The sequence below is a fragment of the Paenibacillus sp. FSL P4-0184 genome (genome assembly GCF_038004625.1).
GTDB lineage: Bacteria > Bacillota > Bacilli > Paenibacillales > Paenibacillaceae > Paenibacillus_AQ.
The window spans coordinates 1,248,089-1,262,766 of sequence record NZ_JBBORN010000001.1 but is presented as its reverse complement, the minus strand read 5'-3'; the positions used below and the strand labels follow the sequence as shown (position 1 = coordinate 1,262,766).

At 42.3% G+C, this 14,678-nt stretch carries 12 protein-coding genes and 1 riboswitch; of the genes, 10 read left to right on the top strand and 2 right to left on the bottom strand.

All coding sequences use genetic code 11. The features are described from left to right. Positions 1–46 precede the first annotated feature (46 nt). A complete protein-coding gene (locus MKY52_RS05385; protein ID WP_341050268.1) occupies positions 47–1,282 on the top strand; it encodes an MFS transporter in 1,236 nt (411 codons plus the stop codon). A gap of 150 nt (positions 1,283–1,432) precedes the next feature. Here MKY52_RS05385 and MKY52_RS05380 read toward each other — a convergent pair whose 3' ends face one another. Continuing rightward, on the bottom strand, positions 1,433–1,891 hold the full coding sequence (locus tag MKY52_RS05380; RefSeq protein ID WP_341050266.1) for a hypothetical protein: 459 nt from the start codon (positions 1,889–1,891) through the stop codon (positions 1,433–1,435). Between the two features lie 269 nt (positions 1,892–2,160). On the opposite strand from MKY52_RS05380, the gene MKY52_RS05375 reads away from it, so the two are divergent. From MKY52_RS05375 to MKY52_RS05345, 7 genes are all read left to right on the top strand, one after another. Further along, entirely contained in the window at positions 2,161–2,505 is a 345-nt protein-coding gene (locus MKY52_RS05375; protein WP_341050264.1) for a YojF family protein, read from the top strand. A gap of 23 nt (positions 2,506–2,528) precedes the next feature. Next, on the top strand, positions 2,529–3,182 hold the full coding sequence (bshB2, locus tag MKY52_RS05370) for a bacillithiol biosynthesis deacetylase BshB2 (RefSeq protein ID WP_341050262.1): 654 nt from the start codon (positions 2,529–2,531) through the stop codon (positions 3,180–3,182). Positions 3,183–3,351: 169 nt separating this feature from the next. After that, positions 3,352–3,822 (top strand): hypothetical protein, encoded by a 471-nt coding sequence (locus MKY52_RS05365; RefSeq protein WP_341050260.1) that lies wholly within the window; start codon positions 3,352–3,354, stop codon positions 3,820–3,822. A gap of 52 nt (positions 3,823–3,874) precedes the next feature. Further along, positions 3,875–5,248 (top strand): hypothetical protein, encoded by a 1,374-nt coding sequence (locus tag MKY52_RS05360; RefSeq protein ID WP_341050258.1) that lies wholly within the window; start codon positions 3,875–3,877, stop codon positions 5,246–5,248. A gap of 80 nt (positions 5,249–5,328) precedes the next feature. Then, positions 5,329–5,982, top strand: coding sequence for a M48 family metallopeptidase (locus MKY52_RS05355; RefSeq protein WP_341050257.1), 654 nt, complete (start codon positions 5,329–5,331; stop codon positions 5,980–5,982). Between the two features lie 108 nt (positions 5,983–6,090). Next, positions 6,091–6,648, top strand: a complete 558-nt coding sequence (locus MKY52_RS05350; protein ID WP_341050255.1) for a hypothetical protein — start codon at positions 6,091–6,093, stop codon at positions 6,646–6,648. Between the two features lie 24 nt (positions 6,649–6,672). After that, positions 6,673–6,966: a transposase gene (locus tag MKY52_RS05345; RefSeq protein WP_341050252.1), complete on the top strand. Its 294-nt coding sequence runs from the start codon at positions 6,673–6,675 to the stop codon at positions 6,964–6,966. A 61-nt stretch (positions 6,967–7,027) separates the two neighbouring features. On the opposite strand, the gene MKY52_RS05340 is transcribed toward MKY52_RS05345, so the two are convergent. Further along, positions 7,028–8,749, bottom strand: coding sequence for a cellulase family glycosylhydrolase (locus tag MKY52_RS05340; RefSeq protein ID WP_341050250.1), 1,722 nt, complete (start codon positions 8,747–8,749; stop codon positions 7,028–7,030). A 219-nt stretch (positions 8,750–8,968) separates the two neighbouring features. On the opposite strand from MKY52_RS05340, the gene MKY52_RS05335 reads away from it, so the two are divergent. Both MKY52_RS05335 and MKY52_RS05330 read left to right on the top strand, forming a co-directional pair. Continuing rightward, positions 8,969–9,547, top strand: a complete 579-nt coding sequence (locus tag MKY52_RS05335; protein WP_341050248.1) for a hypothetical protein — start codon at positions 8,969–8,971, stop codon at positions 9,545–9,547. Between the two features lie 91 nt (positions 9,548–9,638). Continuing rightward, a riboswitch (cobalamin riboswitch) is annotated at positions 9,639–9,839 on the top strand. A gap of 166 nt (positions 9,840–10,005) precedes the next feature. Continuing rightward, on the top strand, positions 10,006–14,610 hold the full coding sequence (locus MKY52_RS05330) for an S-layer homology domain-containing protein (protein ID WP_341050246.1): 4,605 nt from the start codon (positions 10,006–10,008) through the stop codon (positions 14,608–14,610). Positions 14,611–14,678: the final 68 nt, after the last annotated feature.

Below are 14,678 nucleotides of genomic sequence, written 5' to 3'. Positions count from 1 at the left end.
GAGCCCTTCCTATTTGACTGTATCACCAAAGAAAGGGGTTATGGGTATGTCTGGGTATATGAGGAACTTGCTGCGCCTGTCTGTCGGCGTCCGCCGGTTTCTTATGACCGAAGCCATGTATGGCATCGGCATCGGTATGTATTCGCTAGTTCTTAATTTGCATTTGCTGTCCAAAGGGATGAAGGAGGATGAAATCGGGCTGCTCATGTCCATAGGTATACTGATCATGGGTGCATTGGCTATTCCTGTATCCATATCGGCAAACCGTATAGGTCGTAAAAAGCTGCTAGTATCCGGCATCATGTTTATAGCGGCAGGAAGTGCACTTTATGCGATTGGCAATCATTTCGGCATATTCTATTTGGCTCAAACTTTGGTCTCGATTGGCCTTACTCTTGTGGAGACGACTGAGGTGCAGTTGCTATTTCACTATTGTGCCTCGCGCAAGGAAGAAGCAAGTGCCTTCTCCCTGATGTTTGCCGTGTTTACGGCATTTACAGGGGCAGGAACCCTGGCTGCTGGATACTTGCCGAATTCGGCTGATAGCGGGGATGGGTATGGGCTAACGCTGCTGCTTGCTGCACTGGTTTTCGTTGTTCACAGTATGATTAGAGGAATCTGGCTTCCCTCTGAGGGGAGGGAAAGCGAAACGATTAGAACTTCTGAAGTTCTGGAAGTGAACCATGAAGTCTCTAGTTTGAGGAAAAAGTTGCCTTCCGGCACACTCTGGCTGTTCTCGGTATTCATGGCCCTGCTCGGAGGAGCGATAGCCATCACTGGGTCATTTCTTAATGTAATTGTGAAGTATAGACTGAACTGGATGGATGACAAAGTGTCCATTCTGCTGGCGGTAAGCGGAGCTGTTTTGTTTACAGCTTCTTTAATGACGCCTTACGTATTAGAGCGTTTTGGCCACAATGTGGCCATCGTATCTGTCTTTTTGGTTAACATACTCGTGTTCGCCTCATTATCCTGGGCTATGCCAGTCTGGATGTTCACAATCGTGTTTCTGGTTCGCGGGGGAGGGCTTACGATGCTGTCTAATCTGCTGGATAGTCAGTTGATGTCTGCCTTTAAGGAGCGGGAGAGGAATCTCTACGCAGGAATGAGGTCCGTATTTCGGAGCCTCGGATCATCCGGCGCCGCTCTGCTTACGGGATGGATTTTGATAGGACAGGATTATGAAATCCCCTTTTTTCTGACATCGGTAATATTGCTTCTCTGTCTAATTTATTACATCTGGTTCATACGCCCAATTCTGGATAAAAGGCTGAAAGAATGAATGGCTGAATACAGTGTGCATAAGTAATTCAATCTGGACAGCAGTGTGAATAAATATATAAGGGGCTGTCCAAAAATCCATGTAAAATGGATATAGGACGCCCCTTTGCATTGAAGTAGGCTTTCGCTTTTCCTTCTAACATAACCTGCATTAAATCCATCCAAAGAAGAACTTATATCTTATGGGTTTGTTGTTTCTTTTTGCCCACTCCCTAATTTCCTCTATGCCATTAGCCGTATTCTCCTTTTTAAAAGTAAAGTACAGATGTAGTGGAACCAACTTTTTGTCAACAGTCTTAATTCCAATTCGTTTACCATCGATAAACACTGAACTTATTTCATCCGCATCGTATCTTTTCTTATTTAAAGAAATAATAAAATTGTCGCCAAGTGTAATACTCTTGGAACTAAACAATCGATAGAGTAAAAAAATGATAATAATGAATATAAAGATGAACCATATTCTTGGAAAGAAGAACAGGAAGTCAGGTATGCGATTAGTACTATTATACATAGTAATTATTAAGGAAACTTCTAAAAAACACATTGCAATTAGTGTTTTCATTACGTTTGGATATTTGATTGAAAGAGACGTTTCATGAAATCCCAAGTCACTCCATCCTTTCTCCTGTAATTCAAAGGCTCCACAATGATTTTACCATATATTGTGATCTCAGTGCTTGATCAAGCTACGCGGGCTAATGCTCTTTTTTTATGTGTAAGGCCTCTTCTCAGGAGTGACCATTGAATTACAAACCTTTGGAAGTTATACTTTGATGAGAAATACGGACCCGCTTATCCTTTAACAGATCCGTCCTTAATAAGGCAGGGATCTTATTTTTCGTAGGTATATTTTCATTCAGATATGGAGGCGTAACCTTGCAGCTAATCAATCAATCCGAAATACAAGAGAGGATCGACCTGCTTAAAGATCAGGATCTATATATCCATCTTGAGATGACGACGGGAGCATACGCTGCCCATTTCGATAGTTCTAAGCACCCAGCGGCTACTTTCATTACTAATGCTGTGATCCGATATTCTCATGGTTCGATTTCCGGTCATGGACCTTATCGCGTAGGCCTAAAAATGTCACAAGGCTGGGTGTACTCGGAAGGACTAACTCACTATGAAGAGAGTGAGAACGAAAGATTAATTCTGGCCGGTCATGACAGCCAAGGCAAACTGGTCGTATCCTTGCAATTAAGCCGGGAGCCGTTCTAATGGTAGAGGAGATGAGGAGTTCAGTGGAAAGACATATTCTAGTTATATTACCGCATCCGGATGATGAGGCCTTCGGTATATCTGGAACACTAGCTAAACATGTGCAAAACGGCACCCAAGTCACCTACGCTTGTCTGACACTTGGAGAGATGGGCCGGAATATGGGCGTGCCGCCATTTGCGAATCGGGTAACCCTCCCAGAGATCCGTAAAAAGGAGCTGGAAGAATCCTGCCGAGCGATTGGAATACAGGATTTGAGAATGCTTGGTTTCCATGATAAGACGATTGAATTTGAGGATCAAGCTCTGCTTGAGGGCCATATTGATGCGCTTCTGAAGGAGCTTAACCCCTCACTGATCATTACGTTCTATCCGGGGTACAGCGTTCATCCCGATCATGATGCTACCGGAGCTGCAGTGGTTCGAACGGTTGGAAGAATGCCCAAGGCAGAGAGACCTCCTGTTCACTGTATAGCTTTCGCCAATAATATTGAAGAGATTGGAAAGCCTCAGGTTATCATTGAAGTGAAAGATTTCCTGAAGCAAAAGATGGCATCCATTCAGGCGCATAAATCCCAATTCCAAGCCGCTGAACTGTTAGGCAGCAAAGCGCTAGAGGATAAAGAAATCCAAGATCGTTTTGGAACAGAGCATTTCTGGATCTATCCATTTGAATGATATTAAGTCCGAGCATAAACGCTCGGGCTTTTTCTTTGGGGCCCACTGCCGTGGGCAGGCTTCATTTTTCTAATATAAGGCATGAATATCTGTGTCTTTTTTCAAATATATGGTAAGGTTTAGGGGGGATCAACCAAACCGGTTTCGTCAGGCCAGGAGGTGTATTCGTTTGAAAAAATCATATTTCAATCTCATTTGTGGAATAGTCATTCTTTTGCTGGTATTCACTGCATGCAGTAAGGAAAGACCCAAGTATGCTGAGCTTTTCACACATGTGGAAGAGCATCGGGCTGTGTTCATGCAGCCGCGTGAAGAGGGGCTTGCTGCTTTGCAAATTGCGGATGCTGTGGGTGAATACGATACAACCTTGGGTACAATTATGCAGGATGATATCTTATCCGTGAATCAAAAGGAGTTTATACAGCAGATTGTGGTAGATGTTAAGACCAATAAAATCATTGGTTACCGGGTGGGAACGGTCTTTCCCAGATCGGAAAGCGGCTATCAAAATGCGAGAGAACTGGTGCGCGCTTTTCTGGAGCATTACAAACCTGTGGAAGATGAAGAGGTTGATAAAGTCGAGAAATCAGTCCAAACGATTGACAGGATGGCTCTTCCGCTATTATATTTTTATAGGTAATTATATCCTTTTTTCCTAAATAATTGTTCGGACTAAATAACTGGAGGATCAAATGAAAAAGCACGACAGAATCATTTCCCTCATCTTCATACTTGTTATGATGGTGACGGCTATTTACTGGGCCATTTCGACTCAGAGCTGGACCATGTTGGGCACCCTCGCTTCTGTGGTCTGTTTCGGGCTTTTTGCGCTATTGGGGCTCCGCACTATACCTGTATTGACGGATTTTGTTTTGACGAATCCAGCACCTGAAGTGACTTGGAAGAGTAAGGAGCAGGATAGAAGACAGGCTTGGCTTTATATTATTGGATGGATATTGGGGAGTCGTATCCTGCTTATGCTCATCGGGTATTCATTTTTGATCATACAGAATGGCTATTCAGGTGGTCTGCTTAGCAAAATGGCAGAGACTTGGCATATCTCTGGAATTGATGCTTCTAGTTATTTGGGCATTGCTGAGAATGGATACGTGACCGAGGGTGATGCGAGATTCCATATCGTGTTCTTTCCCTTTTTTCCAAATTTAATAAGAGTAGTTCAGGCATTCGTAGGTAATTATCTCGTTTCTGGATTCATCGTTTCAAATATCACTTCAATTGTCGCAGCCCTGGTCGCTTATGAGCTTGCTGCACTAGACATGCATCGAAAGAATGCCATGCGGGTCGTGAAATACATTTTCATATTCCCTGCCGCGTTCTTTTTCTTCATTCCGATGACCGAGGCTCTATTTCTGGCATTATCTTTGATGTGTTTATATTTTGTGAGAAAAAAGGAATGGCTGATCGGATGCTTATGCGGTGCACTTGCAGCTTATACACGTTCTCCCGGAGTGCTTCTGATTGTACCGGTTGCGATTGAATTTGGACGGGATCTGATGGGCAACTATAAGCTATTAAGTAAAAAAGTCTTTATACATAGAATCATCAGCGCTGTATGTTTTCTCGCTATCATATCAACGGGCTTGCTGGCCTATCTGTTTATTAATTATCAAGTGACGGGAAATGCGTTTCAGTTCAGTATTTACCAGAGAGAGCATTGGTCTCAGCGGTTTTATCTCTTTTTTGATACGGTAAGATATCAGATGGAATACGCTGTGGGCACCTTTAAGAGTGGAGATAGCCGTTCTTTTCTCGGCTTATGGCTGCCTAATTTAATCGCTATATTCTCAGCACTAATTATCATGTTCTTGGGTGCAAAAAAGATACGACCTTCATACACCGCCTATTTCATCGTGTATTTTGCGTTCGTAGTGGGAGCTACCTGGCTGCTGTCAGCCCCGCGGTATTTGCTTGTTGCATTTCCACTAGCTTTTGCTGCTGTCGCGCTCACTGAAGAGAAATCAAAGGATGCTATCCTTACTGTAGTTTCTGTTGCGGGGAGTCTTTTGTATTTAGCGATGTTTGTGGCAGGATATCCAGTGTATTGAGGAATCATGTTAAAATAGGGGGGACGCTTAAACGCGTTCTCCTTTTTTTTGCGAATAACCTTATAGAAACGATGGTGGGTATGAAGATTGAGTACGACAATCAGGTGATCGAGTTTAATGTTCAATATGGAAACGGCAAGAAAATCTCCATTCACATAGATTCTTCAGGGCGTATAACGCTCAAAGCTCCCAAGAAAACAAGTGAAGAGACGATTAAAAGCGTGGTTGTGCGTAATGGGAAATTAATAGTGGAGAAGCTGCAAAGTATTGAAGCGAACCGAGAAACACCAAAGCTCAAAGAGTATGAAGACGAGGGTAAGTTCCTGTATCTAGGCAAATATTATTCGCTGCAAGAGCTAATAGAGACAGGGGATTTAAATGAGGAAGAGCTTAAACTTAAGCTGAAGAAATTCTATTTCGCTAGCTGTAAGAAGGTTGTAGCTGAACGGATCAATAAATATCAGACACAGCTTAGAGTAAAGCCTAAGACGATTGATATTGTTGAATCTAGAACCAAGTGGGGAAGCTGTAGCTCGGATAAAAAGCTAACCTTTAACTATCGCCTAGCGATGGCTCCAGTGGATGTTATCGATTATGTAATCATTCATGAACTGTGTCATTTACTTCATATGAATCATGACCGCTCTTTTTGGCGAAAGGTTGGAAGTCTCATGCCGGATTATAAGGAGAAGGAAGAGTATTTAGCTAGATATGGGCGTGCTATGACGCTGTGATAATCAGAGAGTAATTCAGATGGTCCATTTTCTGGTGAATAAAAGGAAGGGAAGAGGTAAAACTAAGTTCACTAAATAGAACTGGAAGAAATTTAAATGCGGAGGTAAATGATGACACAGAATAAAGGAAATTCACACCGCCAGATTCGAACTTCAATTCTTTGTTTGATCTGTGCCTGTACCGTCCTATTAAGTGGCTGCTCTAAAGCTGCCAATGAAACCACACAAGTAACTCCAACGCCTATAACAGAAGCCACTGCACCTGCGGCTACGAACAATGCAACAGAACAACCCAATGCATCATCCGGTACAAATACAGAGGGACTTCCGGCGGATGTTAGCGTTCAGAGAGTTATTAAGGAAGTCACTTTAAAGGATGGTTATCATAAAAAGATTGAGCTGCTGACAGACGGCGGCAAGCGGGTTACCATTACGGATCCGAGCCAAAAGATTGTTTTGCAGCAGATTGAATATGATGGGAAGATTACTACGTCTAATGGTAAACAGGTTACCGTTAAAGTCGAAGGTGGGGGAGAGCAGACCCTAACCATCCCCGATCATGTTGTGATCGAAGATGAGGACAAGCTTGGACTGATGCCAGGTGTTGATATCGAGTGGACAGTGAATGCCGAGGGGCAAATCGAAAGTGTTGAACTGGAGGATTAAAGAGATACTGAGGTGGCTGGCTAAATGAAATTTCTAATCGTATTTGGCAGTATAGTGGTTCCCTTCGCCATGTTAATGATACAACGGAAATGGATAAAGTGGCGTATTGTTTTTAATGTAGCTTCTGTGTTGTCTACGCTTATTTTAGGTAATATTTCTGCCCTAGCTATATATGAAATATTAAGAGATAACACGGTATTTATGACCTCGATCCATGCGATTTTTTTGAATCCAATGTTCCTTTTAACGGGAGCTTATCTTGGAGTATATCTGGTCTATCGCTTGATGTTGATGACGTATGAAGAAGTATATGTATGATGTAGTTAAAAAAGGAGTGTCCCCGTGAAGGGACACTCCTTTTTATATTATACAGCGAAGGCTAAGAAGACTTTCCTACAACGTTTGTTCCACTCTTCGTGATCTTGTACGTAAGGATATCACCATTCCAGAAGTGGAATTTCAAGATGACCTCTCCATCTTTAACATCTTTAAAGAAGGCTGGAAGCAGCTTGATTTCTTTCGTGTTATAAGAGGGTGAGAACGTATTGCCGAACTCCTTGAATGGTGTCCAGTCTTGCGGGCCTGCATTGCCACCAGCGGTATAGACAGCCTCCATCGTGGCAAGCTGGTTACCATTAAAGGTAGTTGGAATCGCAAACGATTCAGTCGTACCTTTGGCATCACTTAATTTGGCAGTGTCATTCAAGATGATCTTTAGTCTCCACGCAACGCCTTTGTTGAATTTCAGCGTTAACACAGCATTTTCACCGTATTTTTGGGAAGCTGTGAGCTTTTTAAGTTGGCTGGCTTTGAGTGTGAGCTCCTCGCCATTTAAGGTATAATCTTTGCCTTTAGTTAGATACTTCCCATTTGCACTAATCGTGGTTAGCTTATTGCCGTTTAGGTTCAGCTTCACCTTGGTGTCTATGATCGCTGCACCTTTTTTTAGATAGACCAGATCGCTTTCAGTGCTGGAGGAACGTTCCTTCAGACCAGACATTAATACATTGTGCAGCTCAGAATCGGACCACTTATACGTTTTGCGGTTGAAATGCTGCCCGTTATCCCAGAGCATGGAGGTCATTTTCTTTTCTTTTAAATAATAGGTAAGGTACTCGAAGAATTTCAGCTTCTCGCCTTGTTCAATCACACCTGTATCTTTATCGAATCCTAGCAGTCCAAACTCACCAACGATAACAGGGATTCCTTTGGCTACGAATGTGTTGTAAACGTTATCAAAAGTTTGGGTGATATCGTTTTTTGTATCTTTTTCAAACGTGGTGTAACCAGCGATATTCACACTGAACGGCCAGAAGCCATAGTAGTGAACGGTCGCAATTATGTTCGGATCGTTAAGAGCTGTAATCGTCTTGTAGAGCTGATCCATCCTAGGTTGGGTAGGAGAAGTCTCTAATGAAGGTAGCACTAGCGGACGGACATCATTCTTTCCACCTGAGTTTCGAACGATCTGATGGAAGGAATTGTTGAGCTCTGCAAGCATCTGTTCCATTTTCGCTTCATCCGTACTTCCGCCATCCGTGAAACGAGGTTCATTAATGCTTTCGAACATCAGCTTATCGGATTTATCCTTGAAGCGGTCCGCAATTTGAGTCCATGTTGCATTATAACGCGCCAGCGTCTCATCATGCTTCTCTTCCATATGACTTACCCATAACCAGGAGTCGTGATGGACATTGATCATTACATATAACTTGGCGTCTAGCGCCCAGCCTACAACTTCTTCGACACGGTTGAGGTAAGCTTGATCAATGGTGTAGTTCGGTGCTTCACCTATGTGTGAATCCCAAGTGATAGGAATCCGGATACTTTTGTAGCCTTGTGCGGCGATTTTCTTAATCAGTTCTTGGGTCACACGCGGATTGCCCCAGGAGGTTTCATCCTCACCTGTAGCATCTAGAGTATTGCCAAGGTTCCATCCGGGCTGCATATCGTCTACATAAGATTGGATCTTACTCTTTGGTGCTGCCTTAGCTTGTTGCTCGTCCTTGGTGGCAGCGGCGGCAATGGATGAGAACAAAGAGAGCAGAAGAGCGGTGACAAGGGTCAATGATAAGAATGATTTCTGGATTCGAGTAGTCATTGAATTCTCCTTTGTAAGATCATTTTTGAGGATGCTTAAACCTGACCTTCCTTAGTACTTTGGTGCTTAGATGAACACGTACACCTCCATGAATTCGTTGTAAACGCTTACCAAATACCCTAACATAGAACATTTGCTGTGAGTACCTTACTAATTTGTGGTAAATTCATATATGAATTAGTGATTTGCAGTGATTCCAAAGTTATGGAGGGCAATCCAGTGAGCAGATTTCATTACATAGGCTCGGCTACAGAGCTTCCGTTAGGAGAAAGAGGCAGTGTACTGTCAGCAAAGACATATAATGAAGTGAAAAATTCCCCGGAGTATAAGAAACAAAGAGAGGCTCTGCGCCTGCAAGGTATAATTCCTTTGGATGACATCGCAGATCTGTCTCATTTAAGAGATGAGGACTGTCTTGTATATGACTCGGAAGAAGATGCAGCGGGTATTTTTATAGAGGAGCTTGGGTATTGGAACGATGAGATTCGCAAGCATTTTCGGAGTCCATATGTGTATCGGATTTCACCGAATTGGGGCGGCTTCTCTGTATCCCCTAAGCTAAAAGATACTCTACCGGGATCGTATAACGCCTCACTCAAGTGTTGTCGGGAGTTATTTAGGCTTATGACAGATTATGGGGTATCTGGTGCCGAGTTCGAGCTTTATACATGCTGGGCTGAGGAAGAAGGACTCCCACGTAATAAAAAGTATGATCGAATCTTTGATTTGGCCTCTTTGTCACTGGAGGATGGTTTTGAGCTGAGAGAAAAAGAGTATATTGTGGTTAAAATGATTTGATATTCAATAGGATTATCGCTAACTACTCGTTATACAAAAAACAAATATTGCATGACAAAAGCAACTATATTAGATATGATGAAGCATGGAAAAATTAATATTAGCAATAGGTGCCAATTATGAATGTTTCGGAATTACAATCATAGATTGGTTAAATGGAAAGCGGGTGTGAATCCCGCGCGGTCCCGCCGCTGTGAAAGAGGAGTCCTTGCAAGGTACCACTGGGAAACTGGGAAGGTAGCAAGGGTGATGATACTTGAGCCAGAATATCTGCCTGTTTCTGATACACCGTTAAACTCTACGAGCGATAGAGGGGTGTTTGATATAGTATATGCCTGCTATTATTGCGGTTCACTATCTTAAACCTCTCGACGTTATGTTGAGTGGTTTTTTTTGTAGTGCTATGAAAGTTTATTCTGTTTTTTAACATAGGAAGAGAAGGGAAGGGTTATGGAAACATGAAAAATCATAAGTTTTTAGCTTGGTTACTTATTGTAGCAGTATTTATCACGACGTTCTCTACAAGTGTAATCCCGGCTCATGCGAATGAAGCAAGCTCTACACTTAAAGGGTATGTAACTGTATCCGTAGAGAAGTTTACATTGGGTCAAGGTTATATTAAGGAGCCTATTAAAGTTCCATTCTACGAAGGGGACAATGGCGCATCACTAATAACACGTGCGCTAGGAGAAGGTAATTATAGAAACTTTGGAAGTATAGCTAGTAGTTTTTATTTATCTGAAGTTAAAGATAGTGGCAGAAGTGAAGTCAATATACCGCAATATATTTTAGATATGATTTCAGCCGATGGGAATACAGTCGGAACTAAAGCAGACCAAGAGTGGCTAAGTCAGTTTGACTACACTCACATGTCGGGTTGGATGTATGCCGTAAATAATGAATTTCCTCCGTACGGGATGTCTGATTATCAACCTCAAGACGGTGACATCATCCGAACACAGTTCACCACTTATGGCTATAGTTCTGATCTTGGTGGTTGGGGAGAACCTCCATTTCCATTTGCCAATAAGGATGCTTTAACTGCGGAAATCGCAGAAATTAACAGTGACCCGAATAAAGAAAGTATTTTGGACAGAGCAGTAGTACAAAAGGCAGTTTACCAAGCCTATTCTGTGCTCGAAAATATGGAAAGCTCTCAAGTAAGTGTAGATCATGCACTTGTCGGGCTTACCAATTCTTTGGATATAGAGCCACCTGTTATTACTGTAAGTGGTATTCAGGATAAACAGGAAGTATCCGATAAAGATTTAAGTTTCAGAGTAGCTGTCACAGATAATGTATATAACGGTATCATTCCAGTAGTAAAACTAAATGGAGTCACTCTATCTGCTACAGATGGTGAGTATAAGGTTTCTCTTAACCCAGGTGGTAATGTAATCACTGTAACAGCAGTAGACGGAGCAGAAAATAGAACAACACAAACTTATCAAGTTACCTACAAAATAAATGCTACAACTGGAGTCAAAGAACAGTTAGATAAGAGCCTTGCTTATATTCTAAACACCGTAAAGAACCCGTCATTTGGAACAGGTAGCGGAGAATGGTCAATTCTTTCACTAGCACAGGCCAACTACGAAGTGCCAAGTGGTTATTATGATCTCTATTACAACAATGTAGCTAAGAGAGTAAAAGAATTAATGAAGGATGGAAAACTCGATGCTACTAAAAGCACAGAGCATTCCAGAGCGATCCTAGGACTTACCTCTATCGGAAAAGATATCACGAATGTTGCGGGTTATGATCTAATCAATGCACTCGCTGATTATAAATATGTTCAGAAGCAAGGGAATAATGGTCCTATATTTGCTCTGATTGCTTTAGATAGTCATAACTACGACATCCCGGTATTATTCCCTAATCCTGATGAAAAGGGAGTAATATACCAAAGCACAAGAGAAAATCTGGTTCAGTACATCTTGGATAAAGAGGTTAAAAAAGGTGCAGCAGATGCCGGTGGCTGGGCTTTAGGAGTAACCAAAGCGGACGTTGATATGACCGCGATGGCGATGCAAGCACTTGCACCTTATTACGCAACTAATCCAAATGTAAAAGCTGCTGTGGATCGGGCGATTAATTGGTTATCGAGTACGCAAAATGATCAAGGCGGATTTACAAGCTGGGGAAGTACAAGCAGTGAAAGTATCTCGCAGGTAATAGTAGCCTTAACTGGCGTAGGCGTAGATCCACACAGTGACCCTAAGTTTGTGAAAAAAGGGAATTCGCTTATTGATGCGTTGCTTACCTTCGCTGGACCGGATGGCGGATTTAAGCATATTCTAACCGGAAAAGTAGATGGAATGGCTACGGATCAAGGTACGTATGCACTTATTGCTTACGATCGTCTGATCAATCATAAGAACCGTCTATTTGATATGAGTAATATAGTAATTCAGCAACCAGAGGAAACGAAAGAAATAGAAGTACAGTTACCCTCAGGTGATACACCCAAAGTTGTCATTTTTCAAAATAATAATAAATATATTCTTCCGATAAATTCAGGGGATAGCAACAAAGAAATTACAGTGCAAATCCCGAAATATAAGCAATCCTCGGTAAGTGTTAATTTACCTAGCAATAGTAATCTGCCTAAATTAGAGGTTACCAAAGGTGACGTATCTGTAGTCATCCCTAAGGGTACACAGGTTATAGAGGGAGATTCTTCAAAGGTTGAATTGATTTCACCTACAACAGGGACAGAAGCTGCACTAAAAGATAGTCTGAATCAAATTATTCCTGGGGACAAGAAGCTTGATAGCATCGTTCAAGCATTTTCCATGGGAGGCAGCGCAAGAGTAGAATTCAGTCAATTTATTACGTTAACCTTTAAGGACCTTAAAGGAAAAGATGCTGCTTATATTCAAAACGGCACACCTCATGCGATTCAAAAATTTGCAAGTGATGACTTAGGTTTGGCAAGCGGCAAGTCAGAGTATGCCTACGATAATGGAAATGATTTAATCGTAAAAACCAATCATTTCACTGATTACATTGCGTATTCCTCCACTGCAGTACAAACACCTGGTGGTGACGGTAATGGTAACGGTAACGGCGATGGAGGAACCACTCCATCTAAGCCATACGTAACCCTATCCGTGGATAAGCTTACGATTAAGAAAGGATATGTTATTCCATCTGTACAGGTAGAGCTACTATCTGGTGACACAGTGTGGTCTGTATTCGAAAGAGTACTAGATAGCCGCGGTATCGACTATAGATATTCTTGGAACAGTACATTTGGAAGTGTGTATGTTGAATCCATAGCTGGTGATGGAGAATTTGACCATGGTAGCGGTAGTGGATGGATGTATAATGTAAATGGAAAATATCCTAATTATGGTGCATCTTCATATAATCTAAGTGCTGGGGACAAAATTCAGTGGCGATATACTACGAATTTGGGTGCGGATTTAAATGCACCAATACCAACTACAAGCCCTACTCCAACCCCTACTCCAACCCCATCTGCCACTCCTAAACCAAGTGGAATTCCAGGTGCGGGTGGAGGAAGTAATCCAGATGCCAACGTTGATCCAAATCCGAGTCCATCTCCAACAGCGACTCCTAACGATATCAAGCAAGTGTATAAAGACGCCGATAAGATCTCATCCTGGGCATTCTCAGCGATTGAAACAGCTACAGTAAAAGGGTATATCCAAGGTAACAATGGTCAGGTGAATCCGAAAGATCATATTACAAGAGCAGAATTTACTAAGATCCTAGTATCAGCATTGGAACTGGATATCAAGAGTGACAAAGGAATTACCTACAAGGATGTCGCTCTGGGAGATTGGTTCTATCCATATGTGAATGCTGCTCATAAAGCAGGGTTAATTACAGGCTTTAATAATGAATTTAAGCCAAATGACAAGATTACTCGCGAACAAATGGCAGCCATTATTGTCAGAGCATTATCAATCCCGGCTACGAAGCCAGGTACAGCTATTAAAGATATCAATACAGTGTCTGCGTGGGCAAAAGCAGATGTGGAAACCATTGTTGCCACCGGACTTATGTTAGGTGATAATAATCAGTTTAAGCCTAAAGAGCTTGTAACTAGAGAAATGGCAGCTGTTGTAGCTTCTAGAACCCATGATTATAAGAGTGGCGACAAAGCAGTTAGTCCATATATTCAAAACACAGCAGCCTTTTTGCAAAAAACAGTAACAAACCCGGTCATCTCCTCGGTTGGCGGGGATTGGACAGTGTTCGGGCTGGCACGTTCTGGAGTGAAGGTTCCAGATAGTTATTACGCTAAGTACTATGCGAATGTAGAAGCAACCCTTAAAGAAAAAGCTGGGAAGCTGCATAGCGTAAAATATACCGAATATGATAGAGTTATTTTGGCATTAACTTCAATCGGCAAAAATATTGATAAAGTGGCGGGTTATAACCTTCTTGAACCACTCGCTGATTTTGATACTGTAATCAAGCAAGGCATTAATGGACCTGTGTTTGCCCTGATCGCTCTGGATAGTAATCATTACGACATTCCAGTGGTTAAGGATGTAAAGACGCAGACAACAAGAGAGATGCTCATTGATTACATTTTGGGCAGAGAGATCAGCGGTGGGGGTTGGGCACTAGGCAGTAATGCTACTGCGGCCGATCCGGATATTACGGGAATGGTTATACAAGGCTTGACCCCTTATTACAAAACGAATGCCAAAGTAACGGCTGCTGTGGATCGTGGAATTGCTTGGTTATCCAAAACGCAAACAGCAGATGGTGGCTTTGCAAGCTGGGAATCTACGAACTCCGAGAGCATTGCTCAGGTGATTGTAGCTTTAACTGGACTTGGTATAGATCCGCATAAGGATTCCAGATTCATTAAAAATGGCCGTTCAGCGGTAGATGCGTTGCTTGGCTTTGCTGCACCTGAAGGTGGTTTTTATCACGTGAAGCAGGGTGGCGTAGGCAACGGAGGCGCGAAACCCGGAGAAGTAGATCTTATGGCTACGGATCAAGCGATGTATGCACTGGTTGCTTATGATCGGTTCGTTAAGGGTCAGACGAGTCTTTATGACATGACAGACGTTAAATAGAACTTTATTTAAAGAGATAAGCAAGGGTAGCATGTATACCCTTGCTTATTATTTAAGGTGGGGAACTT